At 42.3% G+C, this 22969-nt stretch carries 22 protein-coding genes; 9 read left to right on the forward strand and 13 right to left on the reverse strand.

Annotated elements, in window-relative coordinates:
* Positions 1 to 4: 4 nt before the first annotated feature.
* Genes LJ658_RS11695 through kaiC form a run of 3 tightly spaced genes read right to left on the reverse strand, consistent with a single transcriptional unit; the run spans position 5 to position 2354 of the window.
* A complete protein-coding gene (locus LJ658_RS11695; RefSeq protein WP_230546693.1) occupies positions 5 to 310 on the reverse strand; it encodes a circadian clock KaiB family protein in 306 nt (101 codons plus the stop codon).
* Positions 311 to 321: 11 nt separating this feature from the next.
* Positions 322 to 615, reverse strand: a complete 294-nt coding sequence (locus LJ658_RS11700) for a circadian clock KaiB family protein (protein ID WP_230546694.1) — start codon at positions 613 to 615, stop codon at positions 322 to 324.
* Positions 612 to 2354 carry a circadian clock protein KaiC gene (gene kaiC / locus LJ658_RS11705; RefSeq protein WP_230546695.1) on the reverse strand — a complete coding sequence of 581 codons (1743 nt, stop codon included), beginning with the start codon at positions 2352 to 2354 and terminating at the stop codon, positions 612 to 614. Before kaiC ends, LJ658_RS11700 begins: the two co-directional genes overlap by 4 nt.
* A gap of 373 nt (positions 2355 to 2727) precedes the next feature.
* Between kaiC and LJ658_RS11710 the strand changes: the two genes are divergently transcribed.
* Both LJ658_RS11710 and LJ658_RS11715 read left to right on the forward strand, forming a co-directional pair.
* On the forward strand, positions 2728 to 5733 hold the full coding sequence (locus LJ658_RS11710; protein WP_230546696.1) for a PAS domain S-box protein: 3006 nt from the start codon (positions 2728 to 2730) through the stop codon (positions 5731 to 5733).
* A gap of 34 nt (positions 5734 to 5767) precedes the next feature.
* Positions 5768 to 6130: a response regulator gene (locus LJ658_RS11715; RefSeq protein ID WP_230546697.1), complete on the forward strand. Its 363-nt coding sequence runs from the start codon at positions 5768 to 5770 to the stop codon at positions 6128 to 6130.
* Positions 6131 to 6584: 454 nt separating this feature from the next.
* Here LJ658_RS11715 and LJ658_RS11720 read toward each other — a convergent pair whose 3' ends face one another.
* The gene (locus tag LJ658_RS11720) at positions 6585 to 7145 is read right to left on the reverse strand and encodes an isochorismatase family protein (protein ID WP_230546698.1); all 561 of its coding nucleotides are present in this window, start codon (positions 7143 to 7145) and stop codon (positions 6585 to 6587) included.
* 127 nt (positions 7146 to 7272) lie between these two features.
* On the opposite strand from LJ658_RS11720, the gene trxA reads away from it, so the two are divergent.
* Complete coding sequence (gene trxA, locus LJ658_RS11725) at positions 7273 to 7569, forward strand: thioredoxin (protein ID WP_230546699.1); 297 nt, start codon at positions 7273 to 7275, stop codon at positions 7567 to 7569.
* A gap of 175 nt (positions 7570 to 7744) precedes the next feature.
* Positions 7745 to 7996: a hypothetical protein gene (locus LJ658_RS11730; protein ID WP_230546700.1), complete on the forward strand. Its 252-nt coding sequence runs from the start codon at positions 7745 to 7747 to the stop codon at positions 7994 to 7996.
* On the opposite strand, the gene LJ658_RS11735 is transcribed toward LJ658_RS11730, so the two are convergent.
* From LJ658_RS11735 to LJ658_RS11745, 3 genes are all read right to left on the reverse strand, one after another.
* Positions 7997 to 8482, reverse strand: a complete 486-nt coding sequence (locus tag LJ658_RS11735) for a hypothetical protein (protein ID WP_230546701.1) — start codon at positions 8480 to 8482, stop codon at positions 7997 to 7999.
* Positions 8483 to 8537: 55 nt separating this feature from the next.
* Complete coding sequence (locus LJ658_RS11740) at positions 8538 to 9611, reverse strand: DUF3810 domain-containing protein (RefSeq protein ID WP_230546702.1); 1074 nt, start codon at positions 9609 to 9611, stop codon at positions 8538 to 8540.
* Between the two features lie 83 nt (positions 9612 to 9694).
* Positions 9695 to 10231, reverse strand: a complete 537-nt coding sequence (locus LJ658_RS11745; protein ID WP_230546703.1) for a DUF2911 domain-containing protein — start codon at positions 10229 to 10231, stop codon at positions 9695 to 9697.
* A gap of 276 nt (positions 10232 to 10507) precedes the next feature.
* Here LJ658_RS11745 and LJ658_RS11750 point away from each other — a divergent pair, with 276 nt between their 5' ends.
* Entirely contained in the window at positions 10508 to 12160 is a 1653-nt protein-coding gene (locus tag LJ658_RS11750; RefSeq protein WP_230546704.1) for a glycosyltransferase family 39 protein, read from the forward strand.
* On the opposite strand, the gene LJ658_RS11755 is transcribed toward LJ658_RS11750, so the two are convergent.
* From LJ658_RS11755 to mqnB, 6 genes are all read right to left on the reverse strand, one after another.
* Positions 12161 to 12832, reverse strand: coding sequence for a cytochrome b/b6 domain-containing protein (locus LJ658_RS11755; protein WP_230546705.1), 672 nt, complete (start codon positions 12830 to 12832; stop codon positions 12161 to 12163). It abuts the gene before it with no gap.
* A gap of 61 nt (positions 12833 to 12893) precedes the next feature.
* Positions 12894 to 13082: a hypothetical protein gene (locus tag LJ658_RS11760; protein WP_230546706.1), complete on the reverse strand. Its 189-nt coding sequence runs from the start codon at positions 13080 to 13082 to the stop codon at positions 12894 to 12896.
* Between the two features lie 48 nt (positions 13083 to 13130).
* Complete coding sequence (locus tag LJ658_RS11765) at positions 13131 to 14297, reverse strand: MFS transporter (RefSeq protein WP_230546707.1); 1167 nt, start codon at positions 14295 to 14297, stop codon at positions 13131 to 13133.
* Between the two features lie 98 nt (positions 14298 to 14395).
* Entirely contained in the window at positions 14396 to 15301 is a 906-nt protein-coding gene (locus LJ658_RS11770; RefSeq protein ID WP_230546708.1) for an alpha/beta fold hydrolase, read from the reverse strand.
* A gap of 74 nt (positions 15302 to 15375) precedes the next feature.
* Entirely contained in the window at positions 15376 to 16227 is an 852-nt protein-coding gene (locus LJ658_RS11775; protein ID WP_230546709.1) for a menaquinone biosynthesis family protein, read from the reverse strand.
* A gap of 57 nt (positions 16228 to 16284) precedes the next feature.
* The gene (gene mqnB, locus LJ658_RS11780) at positions 16285 to 16950 is read right to left on the reverse strand and encodes a futalosine hydrolase (protein WP_230546710.1); all 666 of its coding nucleotides are present in this window, start codon (positions 16948 to 16950) and stop codon (positions 16285 to 16287) included.
* Positions 16951 to 17026: 76 nt separating this feature from the next.
* Between mqnB and LJ658_RS11785 the strand changes: the two genes are divergently transcribed.
* From LJ658_RS11785 to LJ658_RS11800, 4 genes are all read left to right on the forward strand, one after another.
* The gene (locus LJ658_RS11785) at positions 17027 to 17443 is read left to right on the forward strand and encodes a 6-carboxytetrahydropterin synthase (RefSeq protein ID WP_230546868.1); all 417 of its coding nucleotides are present in this window, start codon (positions 17027 to 17029) and stop codon (positions 17441 to 17443) included.
* A 9-nt stretch (positions 17444 to 17452) separates the two neighbouring features.
* Positions 17453 to 18091 carry a GTP cyclohydrolase I FolE gene (gene folE, locus LJ658_RS11790; RefSeq protein WP_230546711.1) on the forward strand — a complete coding sequence of 213 codons (639 nt, stop codon included), beginning with the start codon at positions 17453 to 17455 and terminating at the stop codon, positions 18089 to 18091.
* Positions 18092 to 18229: 138 nt separating this feature from the next.
* Positions 18230 to 19114: an ACP S-malonyltransferase gene (gene fabD, locus LJ658_RS11795; protein ID WP_230546712.1), complete on the forward strand. Its 885-nt coding sequence runs from the start codon at positions 18230 to 18232 to the stop codon at positions 19112 to 19114.
* Positions 19115 to 19179: 65 nt separating this feature from the next.
* Positions 19180 to 22920 carry a HAMP domain-containing sensor histidine kinase gene (locus tag LJ658_RS11800; protein WP_230546713.1) on the forward strand — a complete coding sequence of 1247 codons (3741 nt, stop codon included), beginning with the start codon at positions 19180 to 19182 and terminating at the stop codon, positions 22918 to 22920.
* The last annotated feature ends 49 nt before the right edge of the window (positions 22921 to 22969 follow it).

The raw sequence follows: 22969 nt of genomic DNA on the forward strand, positions 1-22969 counted from the left end.
AAAATTAACTTATCCCCAACCCCTTTAATACTTTTTCACGGTTTGACATGTCTCCTATTAGCCGCCGCTCTGCACCGGGCCCTTTTTTTATTAACAGTGGCAACGCAATAATTTGCTCTTCCTGCGCTATTAAAGGCTGCTGATGGATATCAATAATCTCCATTTCATAATTATCTTTCAAATACTGCTCACAGATCTCTTTTAAATTTAATATTGCACGGGTTGAGTTTGGCGAAGCGCCTGTTACAAACAAGCGTAACCGGTAAGTTTCATCTTCATTAAATTCGGGCACTATTGGTTGCTCTGTCATCTATAGTATGCTTAGGCAGGCAAAATATTTAAACCTACCAACACTTTTTCTTCGTTTGAAAGGTCTCCGATTATTTTTCTGATAGGCTCAGGCACTTTACGCACCAGGGTGGGTATGGCAAATATCTGGTCGCCGGCTGCCAGTTGGGGTTGCACCAACAGGTCTATTACCTCTATTTTATATTGCCCCTTAAGGTGTTCTTCACAATATTTTTTTAGGTTATTTAACGCCATTGTAGATTTAGCTGTTTTACCGGCAACATATAATCTCAGCTCGTAAGCCTTTGTTTTTTCCTGCTTGCTCATTTTTTGCCCCCTTTCTCGTCAAATTGTTGGTCACGCCTGCGTTGGGTAATTTCATCGCGGTTTTTTTGCGTAACCTGTTTAACCAATTCTTCCTGCTGGTACATTTTATTCAGTTCTTCTTCGGCCGATTCAAACTCCATTTGCAGGTTAGATATTTTTGCTTCCAAAACTTTACGTTTACGTATTAGTTCGCGGTCCTTACTGCTTACTGCAAAATCACGCAACACTACGCCGGTTTCCTCCTGCAATTTATGTGCCTCGCGGGCGGACCCGGTAAGTACACCATCAGGCCCCAGATAAACCTCAACCAGGTCAAGCCCTTTATCGGTAATAATAAACTCGCGTACCTGGTTTGAGTGCTTCATTCCGCGCGATTTCATGATGTACATGCCCCTGTTACGCTCGCCGTTATTCTCTATGTCCCTCACCAGTATCCAGGCATCCACCAATGAGGATACGCCTTCGTCAGTTTGTTCATTAACAATATTGTTTAGCGATAAAGCGGTAAACATTACCGTTACCTGCTCTTCCTGCAAGAAATCTATCAGGCGTATCAGCATCGCTTTTACCTCGCTTACAGACCCAACCGTAATTAAGTTGGTAATAGGATCAAGTATAACTACGCCTGGCTTAAATTTTTTTATTACGTTGTAGATGCTTACCAGGTGCATTTCAAGACCGTGCAACGTTGGGCGCGAGGCATAGAACTGTAAGAGCCCTTTATTTATATGTGTTTGAAGATTAACATTGATAGACTGCATATTACGGATGATCTGTTTCGGCGATTCTTCAAACGCGAAATAAATACACCGTTCTTTACGCTTGCAGGTTTCATTGGCAAAATAAGCCGCAATGCTGGTTTTACCCGTACCCGCCGTACCCGATACCAGGACGCTGCTGCCCCTGAAAAAACCCTGGCCGCCCAGCATGGCGTCCATTGCCGGTATGCCTGAAGATATCCGTTCGGATGATACCTCTTTCTCCAGCTTTAATGAAGTTATAGGCAATACAGATATGCCTTCTTCATCAATCAGGAACGGATATTCGTTGGTACCGTGTACCGAGCCGCGATATTTAATTATCCTTAACCTGCGGGTTGAGATCTGGTTGATAACCCGGTGATCCAATAATATCACACAGTCTGACACATACTCTTCCAGCCCCTGGCGGGTTAGTGAGTTACCATCGCCCTTTTCGCCGGTAATGATGGCGGTAACGCCGCGGTCCTTGAGCCATTGAAACAGGCGGCGCAATTCGGCCCGAAGGATAGTCTGGTTGGTAAGTCCCGAAAACAGGTTTTCCAGGGTATCCAACACTACCCTTTTGGCTTTAATACTGTCAATAGCATAACCTAAACGAATAAATAATCCCTCCAGGTTATATTCGCCGGTTTCTTCAATTTCGCTACGGTCTATATGTACATAATCAAGCCTTATTTTCTTTTCGGCTTGCAGCTTATCTAAATCAAATCCTAATGAGGCTACGTTCATGGTCAGTTCAGAAGCTTTTTCTTCAAATGCCATAAACACGCCGGGCTCATTAAACGCTGTGGCTCCGCGCACTAAAAACTCAATCGACATTAAGGTTTTACCAGAACCTGCTTCGCCGCAAATTAATGATGGGCGGCCCTTCGGTAATCCGCCGCCGGTTATCTGGTCAAGGCCGGCAATACCTGTTGGTGTCTTAGGTAATGTCGGGTGATGCAATGGTATTTTCTTTTTCCTGGGTGATGTACTCATCTTCAATAAATATTTCTTAACAGCCTCTTATTTTTACCGGTGCTGTTAATATTAAAAATCAGGTAATATAATATCAACACTATTTAAATTGTTTGAAATAAATAATTTGTAGCAAAAAAATTATAGAAAAATATACTGGTTGGCATAGCTATTATTTGAGGTAATTGAACGGCTGTAATAAGATTGAACGGCTATAATTTCAAATGTAATTATTTTATTAATTAAATAAATATCCTAGAACTATAAATCAAAAATATTTAAGTTTCTGTACTTTATTTGCCCACCACTATTATCATCAAAAAGGCCATTTCTGTAAACTTATGGCCCTTTTTGGTGTTATCATATTTTATAATTATGCGCCCTTTTACCAGAGATGAATAACAAATTTGATTTGAACTTTACGCAGAGCGAAAACATTTTCAGGACGCTTATTGAAGAATCACTAACCCCCGTTGGCTTATATGTAGGTACTGATCTGATTATTAAAGTGGCCAATCAAACCATTATTGACATATGGGGTAAGGGCAATGATGTCATAAACAAACCTTACTTTGAGGTGTTGCCCGAGCTAAAAGAGCAAAGCATTTTTAAAATATTGCATGACGTTTACCATACGGGCATTGCTTATGAAGCCACCGAAGATCGTGTTGACCTTGTTGCCGATGGTAAGTTACAGCTACACTACTTTAACTTTTCTTTTAAACCTTTAAAAGATGACAGTGGCAAGGTATGGGGAGTATTAAATACTGCTGCCGATGTAACCGAACTGGTATTAATAAGAAAACAGCTGCTGGCATCGGAAGAACGAACGCGGTTTGCTTTAAACGCCGCCGAACTGGGCACCTGGGATTTATACCCGATTACGCAATCGGTAATATACGATGAGCGCTGCCGCGAACTTTTTGGTTTTAAAATAGACGAATCCATCACCTACACGGATGCTTTAAAATACGTACATCCGGACGACTTACTGTTTGTGACAACTAAGATGGCAGAATCCGTCAACCCCGATTTACGAAAATCCTACGACATTAAATTCCGAACGGTTAGCGATGAAAATAATCATATCCGTTGGGTGCGCACCATCGGCGACGCATCGTTTAATGATGAAAATGTATGTACCCGCTTCGCCGGGACCGTTCAGGATATCACCCGCGAAATAGCTGATGTTGAGGAACAGCAAAAACTGGTTACGTTAATTGACAATACTGCCGAAGTTATCGGCATAACTACGCTTACAGCACAGGTTACCTATCTTAACAAAGCCGGCTATAAAATGCTGGGTATTGATAGTTACGGCGAGGCTTTCAGGCCCGCGTCTGAATATTTTATACCGGATGACACCAATGAGAAGAGCGAAACCGGCACGAAATCTATACTGGAAACAGGCCGTTGGGAGGGCGAACGTCACTATAAACATTTTAAAACCGGCGAACCTATCCCGGTTTATTTAAATGCGTTCAGGATTGATGACCCGGCCACCGGCAAGCCGATAGCGATGGCATCGGTAGCGCGCGATCTGCGGCCCGAGAAAGAAGCCCGTAATGAACAGAACAAATTATTATCGCTGATTGATAACAGTTCTGATTTTGTGAGCCTTTCTGACCCGAACGGAAACGTTACCTATGTAAACACCGCCGGCCGCAAAATGATGGGCCTGAACAATGATACCTTTGAAAGGCATAACAGCGAATATCTCCTGCCTTCTGAAATAGATAAATTAAAGACCACAATTGCCCAAGCATTAGAAAAGGACGGCAGGTGGACCGGCGAAATAAACTACCGGAACTTTGAAACGGGCGAAGCCATCCCGGTGTCGGCAACTACTATGCTGGTATATGATACAATAACCGGCAAGCCGGTAGGACGGGCCAGTATTGCCCGCGATTTAAGGCGCGAGATAGCAGATAAAAGAGCATTGAAAGAGAATGAACATCTCCTGCATAATATTACCACAGCCGCTCCTATCGCGTTATGGATGTCAGACCCGGAGGGTAATATAACCTACGCCAATAAGACATGGATGACATGGACCGGCATGACCTACGAAGAAACGCTGGGCAACGGTTGGCTAAATGCCATAGTTGAAGAAGATAAACAAAATGCCGCTACAAAATTCCTGGCCGATTTGCAGGCAAGGCGGGCTTATGAAGTTAATTTCAGGATTTTAAACAAAGCCGGCGATATTCGCTGGTGCATAGCTACCGGAAATCCGCAATACCGAAGCGACGGGAGCTTTGCCGGTTATATCGGCGCATGTACAGACATTACAGAGAAAACTTTAGCCGAGCAGCAATTACAAATAAAAAACGAAGAACTTAAGGACCAGATTGAGCAGTATGAATTCGTTACCGGGTTTATGCCTGTACAACTGTGGACATCAACCCTAACCGGTGAACTTGATTATGTAAACCAGCGCACGCTTGATTTTTTTGGAACGGACCGGAAAGAAATAATAGGCCCCGAATGGATACTGCGTGTCCATCCCGAAGACAGGGACGAATGTATAACGGCCTGGACGCACTCGCTGCAAACCGGAGCCGTTTACCAATGCGAATTCAGGCTTCGCGATAAAAATGGCGAATATAAATGGCACCTGGCCCGGGCGCTGCCTTTTATAAGTGACGGAAAGATCATCAAGTGGTTTGGCACCAATACAGATATTGATGAGCAGAAACAGCTGCAGCGTCAAAAAGACGATTTTTTGGGCATCGCCAGTCACGAACTGAAGACACCTGTAACCAGTATTAAAGCGTATGCCCAGGTACTTGGCGCTATGCTGACTAAAGAAGGTGAGGCCAAAAAGGCCGAAATGGTAATACGCATGGATGCACAGGTAAACCGCTTAACCAACCTGATAGGCGACCTACTGGATGTTACTAAAATAAACTCCGGTAAACTGCTGTTTAATAAAACGTGGTTTGATTTTAACCAGGCTATACATGAAACGGTTGAGGACCTGCAACACACCACGCAAAAACATAAATTGATTACTGAGTTTACAGAAACGGGCAAAATATTTTCAGACAAAGATCGTATCAGCCAGGTAATCACAAACTTAATAACTAATGCCATTAAGTATTCGCCGCATTCTGATAAAATCATTATCCAAACCAAACTAACTAATGGCGAGGTGATTATATGTGTTCAGGATTTCGGTATAGGTATACCCAGGGACAAAGCCGACCGGGTGTTTGAGCAGTTTTACCGGGTAAGCGGCAACAAACAGCATACTTTCCCCGGACTTGGCCTTGGATTATACATTTCATCGGAGATAATTAAGCGCGAAGGCGGCAAAATATGGGTTAACAGCGTGGAAGGGAAAGGGTCCGATTTTTGCTTTTCACTACCTGTTAATAATCAACAAACAGAAAACTAATTTTATAAATTTTTATACTCCACATCTATAGCTAATGACGCCCACCCCCAAAAAAATAATGATCGCTGATGATGACCCCGGCATTGTTGATGCCATAGAGATGCTGCTTGAGTTTGAAGGCTACCGGGTTACAACAACAGTTGACGGCGCGACGGTACTTGATATGAAGGATGAATTGCCGGATCTTTTACTGCTTGACATCTGGATGTCGGGTGAAGACGGCAGGGATATTTGCAGAAAATTAAAACAGACAGATACGATCAAGAATATCCCGGTTATCATGATCTCGGCCAGCAGAGACATCAGGGAATCTGCAATAGCTGCCGGAGCCGATGATTTCCTGTCTAAGCCGTTTGAAATGAACGACCTTCTTGAAAAAATCAGGAACTTTATCTAATAATTATTAATTAATCAGTTAATTATTAATTATTATTATTTTGCAAACCTTTTGATATTTATCTTCGTATAACGTTTCGACCAATTTATTTGAAGTGAAAAACGTAAACTCAAGCTCTGAACATTTTTATCATTGCCCTAAATGCGGCTCGCGGCATCATTACAGATTACATAGAAACTGGTTATTTAAAACTTTCCTTTTTTTTCTGCCGATAGGAAAATACTTTTGTGCCAAATGCAAAAAGGGATTTTATGTAATCAGGAACCCCGCCATTAATGAAACGCCCTAACCGGCCTCAGCCAGCTTAAATTAAATTTTAGCATATAATCACCAATTAGTGTTTTTAACGAGTCAACTACCAGCCTATTCAATCGCTGCAACTTTAAGCACCATGCGTCAGGCTGTGTTTAACTTTACTAACTAAAACTGGGGGCAATCATCGGCTGTAGTACGCTCATTGCAATAGCGCTACCACATCTTCTGTGTTACCTATCTCCCCTATCGCCGGGAAAATATATTTAACACTATTGGCATGAGCATCGGCTATGAGGTCGGTCATAGCATCAGTAACAAAAGTCAGGTTATAGCCCCTTTCGCTGGCCTGCCGCGCGGTGCCTTCCACCCCACGGCTGGTTGACACTCCGCCTATTACTATGCCGGTGACATTTCTTTTTTTCAACTCTTCATCCAATGCAGTTTCAAAAAAAGCGCCCCAGGTATGTTTGGTAATAAAAACGTCAGTTGGTTCGGTTTTAATTTCCGCAACTATTTCGGTCCAGCCGGCAGTTGGCGCGGGCCGTGCGGGACTTGGTTCTTTGCGCGATTTTGTCCAGGCAGCGCCTGCCGTATCAACGTTAACAATTATAATAGGCTGTCCCGCTTTGCGGAAAGCAGCCACCAGTTTAGCGCAGTTTGCCAAAACACCCTCAATAGGATGAGCGGCTGGATATGAAACTATACCCTTTTGCAGGTCTATCAATATCAGCGCGGTTATTTTATCTAGGGTGGTTATCATAGTTATAGGTGTGGATGTACAACAAATTTAACTGTTTTTCACGGCAGGCATTGTAAAAATAAGGGTACGTAAAATTTGCAAACACAAATTAGTTTTAACTGTTATCCTGTTAAAGCATATAAGTATCATGGCAAATTTTCAGGACATCATCGCATCAGAAAAACCTGTTTTGGTTGATTTTTCGGCCGAATGGTGCGGCCCCTGTAAAATGATGGCGCCAATTTTACAACAGCTAAAAAGCACCATGGGCGACAAGGTGACTATTATTAAAATAGACATCGACAAAAACCCGGCGGCAGCAAACGCCTATAAGATACAGGGCGTGCCAACCCTGATGATATTTAAAAAAGGCGAAACCAAATGGCGGCAAAGCGGTGTGGTGCAGGCCAGCCTGCTCCAGCAAATTATAACACAGTACTTATAACCATAATTTAACAAAAGCTTAGCTATAACTTAATTTTTAGCGGCTATGTTTGAAACTTGCTATTGGCGCATAATTTTTAGTATTTTTATACTAATTGCCTAAATAAATTGTTATACCAATATATACCGATTGCCCAACTAATTAAATGCTTAATGTCTTTAAACCGGGAGGTGATATGTCACAGTCATCAGTATTTATGCCACAGCGCCAGTTTCACGTATTAGTAAATGATGCTAATGAAGAACAAAATTTAACCGTTTTACCCGGTACGCAGGGTAATTTTAAAGTAATAAAGCAGGGCGAAGTTTTGGGCGAGGTTAGCTATACGCCGCAACGTAAAATAGTATGTTATAAGGGCCGGCTTAAAAAAAGGTTAATAAACCAGTTGGAAAAGCATATCACTAATTATTACTGGTACGCCTTTTAGTTACTCAACAAATACCTGTTTCTGGGTTACATCAATAACACCCTTGCTGTTATCAATAGCCAGGCGCACAACCATGTGGTAAAGAAAGCTTTCATAAATATAGATATTGTCCTGCTTGTCGGCCCCTTTGAAATTTTGTATCAAACCAGCTCCCTTTGCCTGGCTGGTTAAATTAATAACATCCTGTGGGTTGGGGCTAACGTAACTTACCGTATGCAATATAGCGCCGCTGGCAGTTTTAATCCCCGTGCCTATAATGATAGTTTCTATCCTGTTTCTTGGGGCCGATGTTTGATAATGCTCAACCACAAAACCATTCAGATCTTCGCCATATTGCAAACCCCAGGTTTTGCCTGACGTAAGCGTATTGCCTGCCTGCGTGTTATTAAGGCTGGTTAAATTAATCAGATTAAGTAAAGTAATGTGCTGCCCATACACCTGGGTGCAGCATAAATAAATAATCAGCGTCAGCAAAGACTTCTTCATTCGGGTTATAGGGGTTAATACCTGTAAAATAGTAAATTTTTATGAAAGTATAACATTACTTAGGGTACCACGCCATCAGCAATAAAACCATTTGGTTATAGGTATCCATGCCATGTGGCTGATTGTTAGCTTTTAAATAATCATCATAAAAAATGCTGCTTATTATGCCAATTTTGCCCCTGTAGGCCAGCCAATAGGCCCGCTGTGCTTTAAAATCATTACGTACCACAGTTGATATATGTGTTTTTAATTCGTTGTTGGCCATGGTGTCCCGGCGACGCAACGCATGCATACACTCATCCAGCGCCTCCTGATAGGCAGAGTAGCGCAATAAGCGGTCGGCCGATCCTATCCCCACCAAAAAACCGGCGAAATTAGCCTCATCTTCCGGCCCGTATCCCAGTTGGTGCGAGAGTTCATGACAGGCCACAAACGGGCGCTCAAAAAAAGGCATCTGATAGTTCATTTGCGCCTCGGAGGTAAATGGATTATAATAGCCGGATGTGCCCAGGTAGTTCATCAGCGGTGTTAACAGTGACGACTTTATATAAGGATGACAGGCACGAAAATTAACTGAGTCGGCCGATATTTTACTCACTGCTTTTAAAGCTGTTTGATAAATAGCAGCATTATTTTGCAGGGTATCGTCCCGGGTAATGCGCGCGCGGGTGGCGTTGGCGCTGTCAATGATCTGGCAGGTAACGTCCTGCAGATGAGCGGTGGTATAATTGGTATCACGTAAGTTAAGCCGCTGACCAGCAGACGGTCTGAAATAATTCAATCCCCAAAAAAGGTAAAAAAACGTCATGCCGGTTTGTATACCTATTACAATGCCAAGCACCAGGCTCAAAGCTTTTGTAAATTGCTTTTTTAAGACAAATGCGATCAATTTTACCAGCAGGTATATGAGGTAGGCAACAACCAAAATATACAGGACATCACCGACGCTAAAAGGCAACAGGTTAAACACGGGATGTAATACCCGGCAAATAAAAACATATAACCCCTGCGAGTAGTACCGCTCGACCGCAGCCGGATGATCCTCAAATACCGATATCAAAAACAGCACTACAGCCAGCATCGCGATAGCCAGTAATCGTTTTTGTATTTTATTAGGTTTAAAGAGCATGTATATTGCAAATATAGTTTTACTTTAAAAAAAATAGCGATGGTTTTAAACCCATCGCTATTTATACCATTAAAGCAAGCTGCTTATTTCACTTCAACCGAAACCGACGTAGTTTCCCAAACCAGGTCGAAACCTTTGGCAGTTATTACGTATTTTAAACGCTCGGTCATAGGTACCATTTTAGGTGTAACAGTCACTACTACTACATCCTTAGCAGGGTCATCATTTGCTTCGCCGTTACGTTTTATACCCCATTCGCCCAGCTGAGAGTTGAAAATTATTTTCCACTCTTTTTCGCCCGGGGTTGCAAACAGGCTGTACTTACCGGCAGGCAAAGTTTTGCCGCCAATTTTTACATCTTTATTGGTGGTAAAGGTTGTAGCCTCATTTGCACCTGCTCTCCATGTTTTGCCAAATGGCAGCAGTCCGCCAAAAATTTTGCGTCCGCGTACAGATGGTGCGCCGTAATTAATACTGATGGTTGCTCCATGCACCTTGCCGCTTACACTATCGCGCGGGCTGGCTATTGTTTTGCCATTCATTTGGGCACAGGCAACTGTCGAGATTAAAAGTGCAACCGCAAATACTGCAATTGCCTTTAATTGAAATACTTTTTTCATGTTTTAATTGGTATTGATTTACAATATAAAGATAGAGCGAAATTTGGTTGCTGCAACCCTGTTAAAATCAAATTTTTTGTACCCTTTTAAAACCAAGTTAATGATAAGGTGTTATAACAACTGATTCGCATTGCAGTTCGGAATTGACTGAGGGTTTCATAGCCCGAGGTTAAACAATTGTTGTGAGTTGGCCCTTGCCCAAAAGGCAGGGGTTTTTTTATGCTTATATGTGGGATGAAACAGCCAAAAAACCTATTATTACACTTTATTTAACAGATGAAGAATAAAGACAAGCCTATTTTTTTACTATTGTTTGTTTTAGCGTTTGCGGTTAATATAGCGGGTATAAACGTAAAATTCTTTACTGACGATCCCGGGCTATACGCGTCAATAGCAAAAAACCTTATTTATAAGCACGACATTTTACAGCTTTTTACCTATAACCAGGACTGGCTGGATAAACCGCACTTCCCATTTTGGATGGCGATGCTTAGTTTTAAACTGTTTGGCATAAGTGTCTGGGCCTACCGCTTGCCGGCCCTGTTATTCTTTTTAATAAGCGCACGTTACACCTACCTGTTTGCCCGTAAATATTATGATTGGGAAGCCGCAGCTGTAGCGGTATTAATATTGATGACCGCGCAGTATGTGATCATGTCAAATACCGACGTTCGCGCCGAACCCTATTTAATGGGATTGGTGATCGGCAGCATTTATCATATAACCAATTTAGAACAGCGGTTTACACTTAAGGACCTGCTATTGGCTGCACTGCTAACCGCCTGCGCTATTATGACTAAAGGTATATTTGTTATAGTAGCTATTTACGGAAGCTTGTTGGGTCAGCTTATTTTCACCCGGAAAATAGCCGGTTTATTTAGCCCCAGGTTTATTGGTTTGTACCTGCTGACATTATTGTTTACCCTGCCCGAATTTTACGCACTGTACCTGCAGTTTGATCTGCACCCGGAAAAACTGGTTTTTGAGCGGCATAATGTATCAGGTATTAAGTGGTTTTTATGGGACAGCCAGTTTGGGCGCTTTGTCAATAACGGTCCTATCAGCCGCAATAAAAGCGGCGATGTTTTCTTTTACCTGCATACTCTGTTATGGGCATTTGCACCATGGTGCCTGATGTTTTATTACGCGGTTTATAAACGCCTGCGCCAAATCTATTATAAAACCCCATTGCCCGAGTATTATACCTTGAGCGGCGGATTATTGTTGCTGCTGCTATTTTCTTTATCGCGGTTCCAGCTGCCGTTTTATGCTAACACCATATTTCCGTTGTTTGCTATAATTACGGCGCCGTATTGCTACCGGCAGCTATCGGTTTTTGGCAATAAATTCAGGCTGATCAATCAGTGGGTTTATATCGCCTTGCTTACGCTGGTTATTTTTGTGATCAATTTCTTTTTAAAACCTGCCGGCATAGCTTTTTTCGCGCTTGATTGCGGGCTGTTCTTTTCGCTGATAGCGTTGATAAACAAACAGGTAAAGGACCTGCCCCGCAAAACATTTTTTGTCAGCTGCTCGGCCGCCCTCTTTGCTAATTTTTACCTGGCAATAGTGCTATACCCAACAATTGCTGCTTACAGTGGACAAGTGGTGGCAGCCGGGTATATAAATCAGCCGCGATATGATCAATACCATATCTATTCGGCCCGGATGGAGAGCAATGTATTTCAGTTTGAATGTAAGAGGCCGGTTGATTATCTGCCGGCAGCGGAATTTAGCCAACTGGATGCAACGAAAAAAAACGCTTTATATGCCACGCAATTTACTTTGAATTACCTGATAGCCAATCATATCCCCTACCGCGTTATCAAGTCTTTTCAAAACTATCCACAAGAACGCATACTGCCGAAATTTATAAACAGCACGACACGAAAAACGGTGTTGGATACGGTGTACCTGATTACAAAGTAATTACTCGCCGCCGCCGTTAATCATATCTGATATGATACCTTTACTGTCTTTACGCTCAGCTAAAAGCACCCCCAGGATATGGATCACGATAAAGCCTATGATCAGGTACATTGTAAAACCGTGTACCTCTTTAACCGAGTGGCGTATAGATTTATAAGGTGCGAAAAAATCTTCAAACGCCAGGAACAGGCCGGTAGTGGCCATTATCACCAGCAATAAATAAAATATGGCGTAGAGGGTTTTAACCACCATTTCGTGCCTTGCCAGCTCGCGGTTTTTCTTAGTAGTATTGTATTGATGATAAGCGTGTTTAATAATGCCCATAAGTTTTTGATCAGCTACCTGAAAAAACTCTAATATTATTCTAAACAACAGTAAGGCAGCCAGCGCGTAGCCGAAATAGGTATGGATAGCCCAAACCTGGTCGCCCAGGTCATGTGATACCGAATTAGCCTGGTCGTCAGTAACAACCGCGCCTGATTTTTGCAATGTTTCTTTTATAAAAGGCGCGTTAGTCTTGCGGTCAAGCAAAGTCGAGTTTATCAGCACGGTAAGTAAAGATCCGGTGATAACTATCGCGTTTAACCAATGCCACAGCCGCAAGGAAAATGAATATCTTTTTATTTGCTGCGGATGTTCTAAATTTTTCTTAACCGGTTCAATAATTGCCATATTTGGGAGTTGTGTATCAGTGTAAAACTAGCTGTTATTTATAATATACCAAATAAGACTTTTACTCTTTCTCTTCTTCCCAATAAATGGTATTCAAAAAAATACTGTTCTTTGTTGCAACCTCTGCTTTAACTTTTTCAAGTTCGGCTTTAATATCAGCTTCATTGAGGCTATTTTTTATAGTGTAATGATAAATTACATAGCCCGTTTTACTATTTATAAATTTATAATGTTTTTGGGCGGCTTTCATACGGACGTTTCTTGTATAAACTGAACATATTTAAACCGAAATTGTTTGTTAATACGCTGTAACCTCTTCCCTTATATTATTTACCAGTACGATGACCAATGCCCCCAATAAAGCTATCAAACCAAACGACCACCGTAAGCCCCACGCCTCGGCTATAAAACCAACAAACGGAGGTACCATTAAAAATCCCAGGTAGCCAATGGATGATATAGATGCCAGCGCCGTACCGCTGCTCATGGTGGTTGATTTGCCTGCCATCTGGAATACCATAGGCACAATGCATGATACCCCGAGGCCAACCAATATAAAGCCTGTTATTGCTGTTGCCGGGTAAGGAAGCAGTACGGCTAACAATAATCCGCAGAAAATAAAAATGCCGCTAAACCGCAGCAGATTCTTTATACCAAAACGATTTACACCTGCGTCGCCGATAAAACGGCCAAGCGTCATGGCTATCATGTAAACCACAAAACCTTCGGTAGCGGTGGCTTTAGGCACCTGTACAACCTTATCAAAGTAGATGCCGCTCCAATCGTAAAGCGTATTCTCACAAGCCATGCTGGCAAAGCAGATCAGCGAAAACGTCAGCAACGATTTATCGGGCAGGGTAAACAGTTTCTTTTGAGGCTGGGGAACAGGCTGCTGGTAAATAGTATCCTTGATGAACCAAAACGAAAACACTACCAATAGCACACTCACGCCCAGCAAATGATAGCTTGCACCAATGTTATAATACACCATAAAGTAACCAGCAGCAGCCCCCGCGAAGCCCGCCATACTCCATATCCCGTGAAAATTGGCCATGATAGAACGGTCATACAAAGCCTGCACCGCCACCGCCTGTGCATTGGTTGAGATATTAAACAAATTGCGTGATACGCCAAAGCAGAACAATACCAGCACCAGTTGCCATACATTAGCCGCCAAACCTATCAATGCCAGTACCATAGCAAAAAACAGGCTGCCAAAAAACATGATGCGCCTGCTGCTATATTTACCAAGTAAGCTGCCCGTTACCGGTAAAGTAAGCAGTAAACCAATAGGCATAGCAAATAAAACACCACCCAACTGGGCATCGTTTAAATGTAACTGGTGCTTTATGGTAGGTATGCGCGATGCCCACGAAGCATAACCAAATCCCGACAGGAAGAAAAAAACGGCGTTGGCAATGCGTAACTGCCCTGGTGTTCTGGGTATTCTTATTTTTTCTGCCACAACAGGTAATATTAACAGGTATGCAATTATAACGGAAAAACCTGGTGTAAGAGCTGTATTGATTAATTTGAGGTATTATTAGATAGCTGATCCTGCTGTTATTGCTGAACAGGTTTGTTCTTTTTGATATCATCAATCACCATATCCAAATCCCGGTTAAATTCGGCAGGAGCTTCTACCATAGCGAAATGGCCCGTGCCCCTGGTATAGAATACCCTACCGCGCAACTTTTGCGCGGTAATATAGCTGGTATCGGTTGGGGTTACGTCGCTGTTAATTAAATAAAGTGTTTTATTGGCCTGTGCCAGCTTGTCCAGTTCGTCAAAACCGTCACCTTGCTCCATAACGTTTACAGCTATGGTGCTATCAGTGTGGGCCACGTCATTAAGCACCCTTCTTTTTATCTCCGGCGATGTGGCCGCAGAAAACAATTGCTCATTAAACCATTTGGTGGTTACGCCTATAAAGTCTTTACGCATCTCGGCAATAGCCATTGCCATTTGTAATTTATCGTCCGGATTTTTAGGGGCGCCAACGCTTTTAAAATTATCTACCCCCACTACGCCGATAACTTTGTTGGGGTTATCAATAGCTGCCTGTAATACAATATCGCCGGACATGGAATGGCCCACCAATATTACTTTTTGAAGATCAAGCTGTTTAATTACCGAATCAATATCACTGCTAAATTGAGCGATCCCCCATTTGTCGCGGTTTTTGCCTGATTGACCGAAACCCGGTAAATCAATGGTCACCACCCGGTATCGCTTCCCAAAATAGGCTACCTGGTTTGCCCAATAGCTTTTATTGATTGCCCAACCATGTACAAATAGCAAGGTGGTATCGCTTTTACCCGTATCGGTGAAAGCAATGTTGACATCATTGTTATGGATAGCTGTTACGCTATCGGTCATTATCGTGTCGGCCGGCCTTTTTCCGTTATTACAGGCTGTGATGGTGTAGCTTACTAAAATAATAGCGGCAAGATAAAACAGGTTTTTCATGGTAAATGTTTTTATGAATTAACTTGGGCAAGCTAATATTGTTTTCTGATAACTGATCATCAATAAATTGCGCGTTAAGGCGTCAGAAAAATATCCTGTTTAATCTCCGGGATTATTCCTTTTTCCAACGCCGTATCAAACAATAATTTAATAGCCTTCCTGCCCTCTTCCCCTAAATCAACCGAGTATTTATTTACATAAAGCTCAATGTGTTTGTACATAACTTCTTCGCTCATTTCCTGCGCATGGCTGCGGATAAAATCCAAACCTGATTTTGGGTTGGCAAAAGCAAACTCAACAGATTTACGCAACACCCGGTTTATTTTATGCTGAACATCTAAAGCCAGGTTGCGGTTGGCTACAATGCCGCCCAACGGGATAGCGCAGCCGGTTTGTTTTTCCCAGTAATCGCCCAGGTCTATTATTTTTTTTAAACCTCTGTCCTGGTAGGTAAAACGGTTTTCGTGGATAATGAGGCCGGCATCTACCCTTCCCTCTAAAACAGCGTTTTCTATGTCAGAAAAAACCAACTCTACTTTATTTACAGCTTTGGGAAACGCTAGTCCCAACAAAAAATTAGCGGTAGTGTATTTGCCGGGGATACCAATTTTAAGTTGTGGGTTGTCCGTTGTGAGTTGTGCATGTAATTTTTCAGGATCCCCTTTACAGATCAGCATGGGGCCAACGCCGTAACCCAGGGCGCTGCCGGCATCCAGTAAAACATACTGGTTTGCTACGTAAGCAAAAGCATGATAACTTAGTTTGGTGATATCCAGCTCGCCGCGAAAGGCCTTTTGATTAAGCGTTTCCACATCATCATAAAACACCTCAAAATCTAACCCTTCGGTATCAATTTTATGGTGGATCAGCGCGTCAAAAATAAAAGTATCATTAGGGCAGGGCGAAAAGCCAAGAGTTAGTTTCATTGCGTTGTAAGTTATGAGTTGTTAGTTCTGCGTGTCATACAACCGATAACACACAACTTACAACTCTCTGATCAAATCCAGCGCAAATGTATTCAGATTTTTAACAGCAAGCCCTATCTGCCAGTTATCGCGGTTACGTTTTTCAACATAATTTGACACTGCCCTGATTTGTACGCAAGGGACCTTCAACTGGCGGCAGGCAAAAAAAAACGCGGCGCCTTCCATGCTTTCCAGTTGCGGGTTTACCCGGCTAACTACACCGGCTATGGTATTGTCATTACCATGCACCGTATTTACGGTAATAGCGGTGGCCTTAGGCAGATTAATTTTGCCGGTAAAATGACCGAGGCTGCTGGTAGGATTAAATATGCTTGCTCCTAAACCCAACTGTTCAATATTAATAAAGCGGGTATCATCCTCGGCGCCAAGCTCGGCAAAGGTATCTTTAGTTATTTCCAATACCTCGCCCAGTTTAATATTTCGGTCAAAACTGCCGGCGACACCCAGGTTAACAACCAGGTTATAAACATTGTGCGGCAAATGCCTGCCCAAAGCAAAGGCGGTAGGCACCATGCCTGCGCCGGTAACCAGTACTGAGCAGTTGGCTACCGATGGATGACGGGTAACAAACAGGTTTTCTTCTTCGTCCGACTTTTGCATACCCAGGGTTTGCATTAAAGGGTCGACTTCCGGCTGTGTGGCAGCCACAATTAATATCCGCATAACCGTTATTTATTCCCCTAAGATAAACAAACGCCCTTATAATTGTTTTGTATATTTGCACCCACTAAATATTATGATGATACATATTACGCGCAGAGAACATTTTAATGCAGCACACAAAATGTACCGCGATGAATGGAGCGCAGAGAAAAACGCGGAAGTATTTGGCAAATGTGCCAACCCAAACTGGCATGGGCACAACTACAATTTATATGTGACTGTTAAAGGCGAAATTACGCATGCAACCGGCTACTTAATAGACCTGAAAGAGCTCAAAGTAATTATTAACGATTACGTGATTGAAAAGCTTGACCATAAAAACATCAATTTGGATGTTGATTTTATGAAAGGCAAAATGGCATCGACCGAATTACTTTGTATTGAAATATTTAACCAGTTAAAAGGCCCGATTGAAGCTTACGAGGGTGTATTTTTACATTCGGTAAGATTACATGAAACAGAAAATAACTCGGCAGAGTATTTTGGTGATTAAACCTGCACAATGATTAACGACAACAATATCCCCGACAGGGATGACGACATTAACGGCTACGAAAAAATTGACCGTTATAACCCTGAGCTGATTGAAAGCTTATCGGGCCACTACAAACAAGTATTAAAGCAATTAGGCGAGAATCCTGAACGCGAGGGTTTATTAAAAACGCCTGAGCGTATTGCCAAAGCCATGCTGTATTTAACCCATGGATATGATCTTGATCCTAAAGAGATTTTAAACTCGGCTTTATTTAGAGAAGAGTACAGCCAGATGGTTATAGTTAAGGACATAGAGGTATACTCTATGTGCGAGCACCATATGCTGCCGTTTTTTGGCAAGGCTCATATCGCCTATATCCCTAACGGGCATGTTGTAGGGCTAAGTAAAATACCACGTGTGGTTGACGCTTATGCGCGCCGCTTGCAGGTGCAGGAACGGCTAACCAATGAAATACGCGACTGTATCCAAGAGGCCCTGCAGCCCGTGGGCGTAGGCGTTGTGATGGAGTGCCGCCACCTTTGTATGTGTATGCGTGGGGTACAAAAACAAAACTCAGTTACTACGACTTCGGCTTTTTCGGGCGGATTTTACCAGGAAAAAACCAGGGCGGAGTTTCTGCACCTGATATCGTCGAAATTAAGCTAGGGTTGGGAAAGATTGGTGATTGAAGATTAAAGATTGGGATGAATCGCAAACGAAATCTTTGATCTTTGGTTATCAACTAATCGCACCAATAATTAACAACATAAACTAATCTCTAATCTTCAATCACTAATCTTTCTTATGAAAGCATATATTTTTCCAGGACAAGGCGCACAGTTTGCAGGTATGGGTAAGGACCTTTACGAACAATCAGGCAAAGCACGCAAACTATTTGAGCACGCTAATGACATTTTAGGTTTCCGCATTACAGATATCATGTTTAACGGAACCGATGAGGACCTGAAACAAACTAACGTTACCCAGCCGGCAATATTTTTACACTCGGTTATACTGGCCAAAGTATTAACTGATTTTGCACCCGATATGGCTGCGGGCCACTCATTAGGAGAGTTTTCTGCATTAACAGCCGCGGGCGCTTTATCGTTCGAAGATGGTTTACGTTTGGTTGCCGCACGTGCAAATGCTATGCAAAAAGCCTGCGAGATACAACCATCAACCATGGCAGCTATTTTAGGGCTGGATGATTTTACGGTTGAAGATATTTGTCATCGCATAAGCGATGTAGTGGTTCCGGCTAACTATAACTGCCCGGGCCAGCTGGTTATATCAGGCACCATATCCGGTATTGATAAAGCCTGCGAGCTCATGACAGCGGCAGGGGCCAAAAGAGCCCTAAAGTTAAATGTCGGTGGTGCGTTTCATTCGCCGTTAATGGAAGCAGCAAGGGTTGAGCTGGAGCATGCCATTGTAAACACAGTTATTAACGAGCCCGTTTGCCGCATCTATCAAAATATTGATGCCAAACCGTATACAGATCCGCAACAAATAAAACATAACTTAATTGCACAGCTTACCGGCCCGGTTAGGTGGACCCAAACCGTAATGCACATGCTGGAAGACGGCGCAACCTCATTTACAGAGGTAGGCCCGGGCAATGTATTACAGGGCCTGGTTAAAAAAGTAGACCGGGCAATGCCAACCGCAAGCGCCGCTTTTCAACAATAATTTTATAGCCGCAAACCAAAGCGGCTTTTTTTTATTGTAAGTTTACATAAGTCTATTTAAAGCATTTGAGTTACTCCGGAAAAATACGTTTAATGCTGGCGCTGCTTGGCGCCAGTTTATTATTAACGGCAATCATCGTCCGTTCTACGTATACTTCTGCTGTTAATTTAAGTCAGACAGCCAGGATGCTGGAGGATAATCTTCAAAAAAAAGAAGATTATATTATTAAGGCGCTTGGCGCTCCAGGCGGCATTAACCGCTTTAAAGGCCTGGCCAATAATTATGAAAACGGTTTAAAGTGTTTACAGGAATTTACTACCGGGCGTAATATAAAAGTAGTAACCGTAAAAGACGGCATCCTGAAATATTGGAGCGACATCACTTTTATTCCCGAAAATCCTTCTTTAATAAAAGAAGGATACTCCTTTATTAAAGAGCCTAACGGGTATTACGAAGCCATTAAAAAAAACGACGGCAACTTTTCGGTGATATTCTTTATCCCCGTAAAAGTAAATTTTGTAGTACAGAACCAATATCTGCGAAATGGCTTTTCAAAAGATCTGCTTAAAGACAACAACATCGATATTGCAGATTTTACCGATAAAAACACCTATGCCATACACAGCATTACCGACACCTACCTGTTCTCTGTTAAGGTATTGGATAACGAGGTTAATTACCGTTTCTTCTACTTCGAGCTGGTTATATGGGTATTAACATTTATTGTGATATGCACGTTGGTTCAAAATATTTGCAACTACCTCGCCAACACAGGGCGTTTGCTGCTGTCCTTTGTTTTCCTGACGCTGTTTATTGTGGGTATCAGGTTTATCAATCTGCAATATAACTGGCCCAACTTTACTTACAAGCTTGATATTTTTAATCCGCATTTATACAGTTCGGGCAAGGTTTTCCCATCGTTAGGTGATCTCTGTATAAATATATTAATGTGTAGCTGGCTAACCGCCTTTATTTACAGGCAGCGTTTTAAACTATTAAAATATCTTCCGGGCAAAACCGGGGCGTATCCACTGGTAACAGGATGCACACTTATACTTATTGTGGTATCAACTGTTTTATTAAACGTATTTTATGGTCTCGTTGTCAAATCCGAGATAAATTTTGATGTAAATAATGTACTGAGCTTATCGGTATATAGTTTGTGCGGTATATTGATGCTGTGCTTCAGCTTTTTTATATTTTATTTACTTGCCGAGGTTTTTTTAACAGTTTGCAACCGGCTGCATATACCAGCACGCCACCAGCTTTTAATTTTAATAGCAGGTGTTTTGCTGGCTACCTGTTATTACAGCATTTTGCGGCATGAGCTGATAGTATTCTATATACTTTGGTCGTTTTTGGTAATGATAAGGGGCTATGCTTATTACTATAAAAACGGCAAGACCACCACCTTTATGTTTGCCGGCGTACTTTTAGTCTGCTCGGTCATCTCATCAACCAACCTCAACCATTTTGAGTCGATAAAGGAAAAACAGTTCCGTAAGGAGCTTGTAAAAAAGCTGGAGAACCCCACGGATGCCACGGCCGATTACCTGTTTAAGAAGATAGAAAAACAGATAGTTAAGGATCCGTTTATCATTCGTTATTTTAATGATACTATACACAATACCGATTATCTGCAAAACCGGTTTCAAAAGCTTTATTTTGATGGATACCTGTCAAAATATGATTTCAAGATCCATGAGTTTAATGCTGCGGGACAATCCGTGTCTGCCGATAAAAATTACCAGCTGGATGTTTTTAAAGACATGGTTCTTTATAGCTCGCTTAAAGTATCAAACTATTTCTATCGCGAAAACGAATCCTTCGGCTTTCAGAATTACTTTGCTATACTGCCTGTTATTGATAAAGACAAAACGCTTGGGTCCATCGTTATCGAATTAAAATCAAAAGCGCTGCAAACGTCTAACTATTTCCCCGAGCTTTTAATTGACGGGCAATCAAAAGACGAGGATAATTTTAAAAATTACTCGTACGCTTTTTATTCAGACAATAAGCTGCTGGCACAAAGCGGCGACTATGTTTATAAACTGGTGCGCAATAAAAATATCATTTACAAGCCCAAAACTTTTGTCTTTAAATCGCTGGCTGTAGAAAATCCGCTGTGGTACCAGCCATTTACGTCCTACAGCCATCTCATCTACAAGCCCACTGAGCGTAACCTTATCGTCATCAGCAAAGAAGAGAACACGGTATTTTACAACATTACATCTATCACTTTCTTCTTTGTAATACTGCTAGCCTTTAGTGTTTTCGTCATAGCGGGCAGCTGGGCGTGGCTGCGTATTAAAATATTAACCATTACCAATAACAAAATTAAGTGGGGCCTGAAAATTACGCTTGATAAGATACTGTATAAAACCCGCATTCAGTTTTCGATGGTGTTTGCCGTGGTGGTTACGCTGGTATTGGTGGGTATAATAACTTATATATCCATAAGCTCGCAGTACCAAATGCAGCAGGATAAAATGATACGTGATAAGCTGACAAAAATCACCGATGCCTTTGAGAACGGCCTGTTTGATAAATACATGGTTAATATCAATGAACAAAGCCAGATAAAATTTGATGCACTGGCTGCCTCCTACTCCTCAGACCTGGTGCTGTTTGACAGTCATGGCCGGTTACTCATCACTACCCAACCACGCATTTATGAGTATGGCTTAATTGCCAAACGCATGAATGCCAGAGCTTTTATCACGTTGCATAACGGGCAGCGGTCTGAATACGTAAACGATGAAATGATAGGCGGGCTGAGCTACAAAACCGTTTATGCGCCCATAAGAAATACAAAAGGAGAAACCATTGCATTTTTGCAGCTCCCCTATTTCTCAAACGAAGCTGATTACAAGGAGCGCATAGGATCACTGCTTAATATTATGATCAATATTTACGCGCTGATATTTATTTCCATAGGCTTATTTGCTGTAATTATTGCCCGCCAGATTACCAATCCGTTAAGTTTCATACAGCAAAGCCTGAGTAAAACTATCTACGGCAAAAAAAATAAGCCTATAAAGTGGGACAGAGACGATGAAATTGGCGCTCTGGTAAAAGAATATAATAACATGATCGCCGCCTTGGAGGCCAGCGCCGTACGACTTGCGCAGTCAGAAAGAGAAAGTGCATGGCGCGAAATGGCCAAGCAAGTAGCACATGAAATCAAGAATCCGCTTACTCCGCTAAAACTTGGCTTGCAGTTGCTGGAAAAATCATGGCGTGAAAAAGACCCCAAATTCGACCAGAAGTTTGAACGTTTCAGCAAATCATTTGTGGAACAGATTGAGAGCTTATCGCAAATAGCGTCCGAGTTCTCGGCATTTGCAAAAATGCCTGATACCCGCATGGAGCGTTTTAATGTGTTTGAAGTGATAAGCCAGGCGGTCGTCATTTTTAAACAGATGGATAATTTCGCCATTACTTATAATGCGCCAAAAATCCCGTTTTATGTTAATGCAGATAAGGACCAGTTGCTGCGCTGCTTTAACAACCTGTTAAAAAATGCCATTGAAGCTACCCCGCCCGATAGATTTGGACAATTAGAGATCGATCATCAGATAACCGGGAAAAATATATTGCTCACGGTTAAAGACAACGGCAATGGCATTCCTCAAAACATGCGCGAAAAGATATTCGAGCCTAACTTTACCACCAAAAGTTCGGGCACCGGGCTTGGGCTTGCCTTTGTAAAAAACTCTATCGAAAATGCAGGCGGAAAAGTTTGGTTTGAAACCGAAGCCGGTAAGGGTACCACATTCTTCCTGAGCCTGCCTGCGGCAGTTTAATTAGCAGTGGTACGGATAGCCGCCCAACAGCACGTTAACCAGGTATTAA

Origin of the sequence: Mucilaginibacter sp. UR6-11, assembly GCF_020880695.1 — a bacterium.
In the GTDB taxonomy this organism is placed as follows: Bacteria; Bacteroidota; Bacteroidia; order Sphingobacteriales; family Sphingobacteriaceae; genus Mucilaginibacter.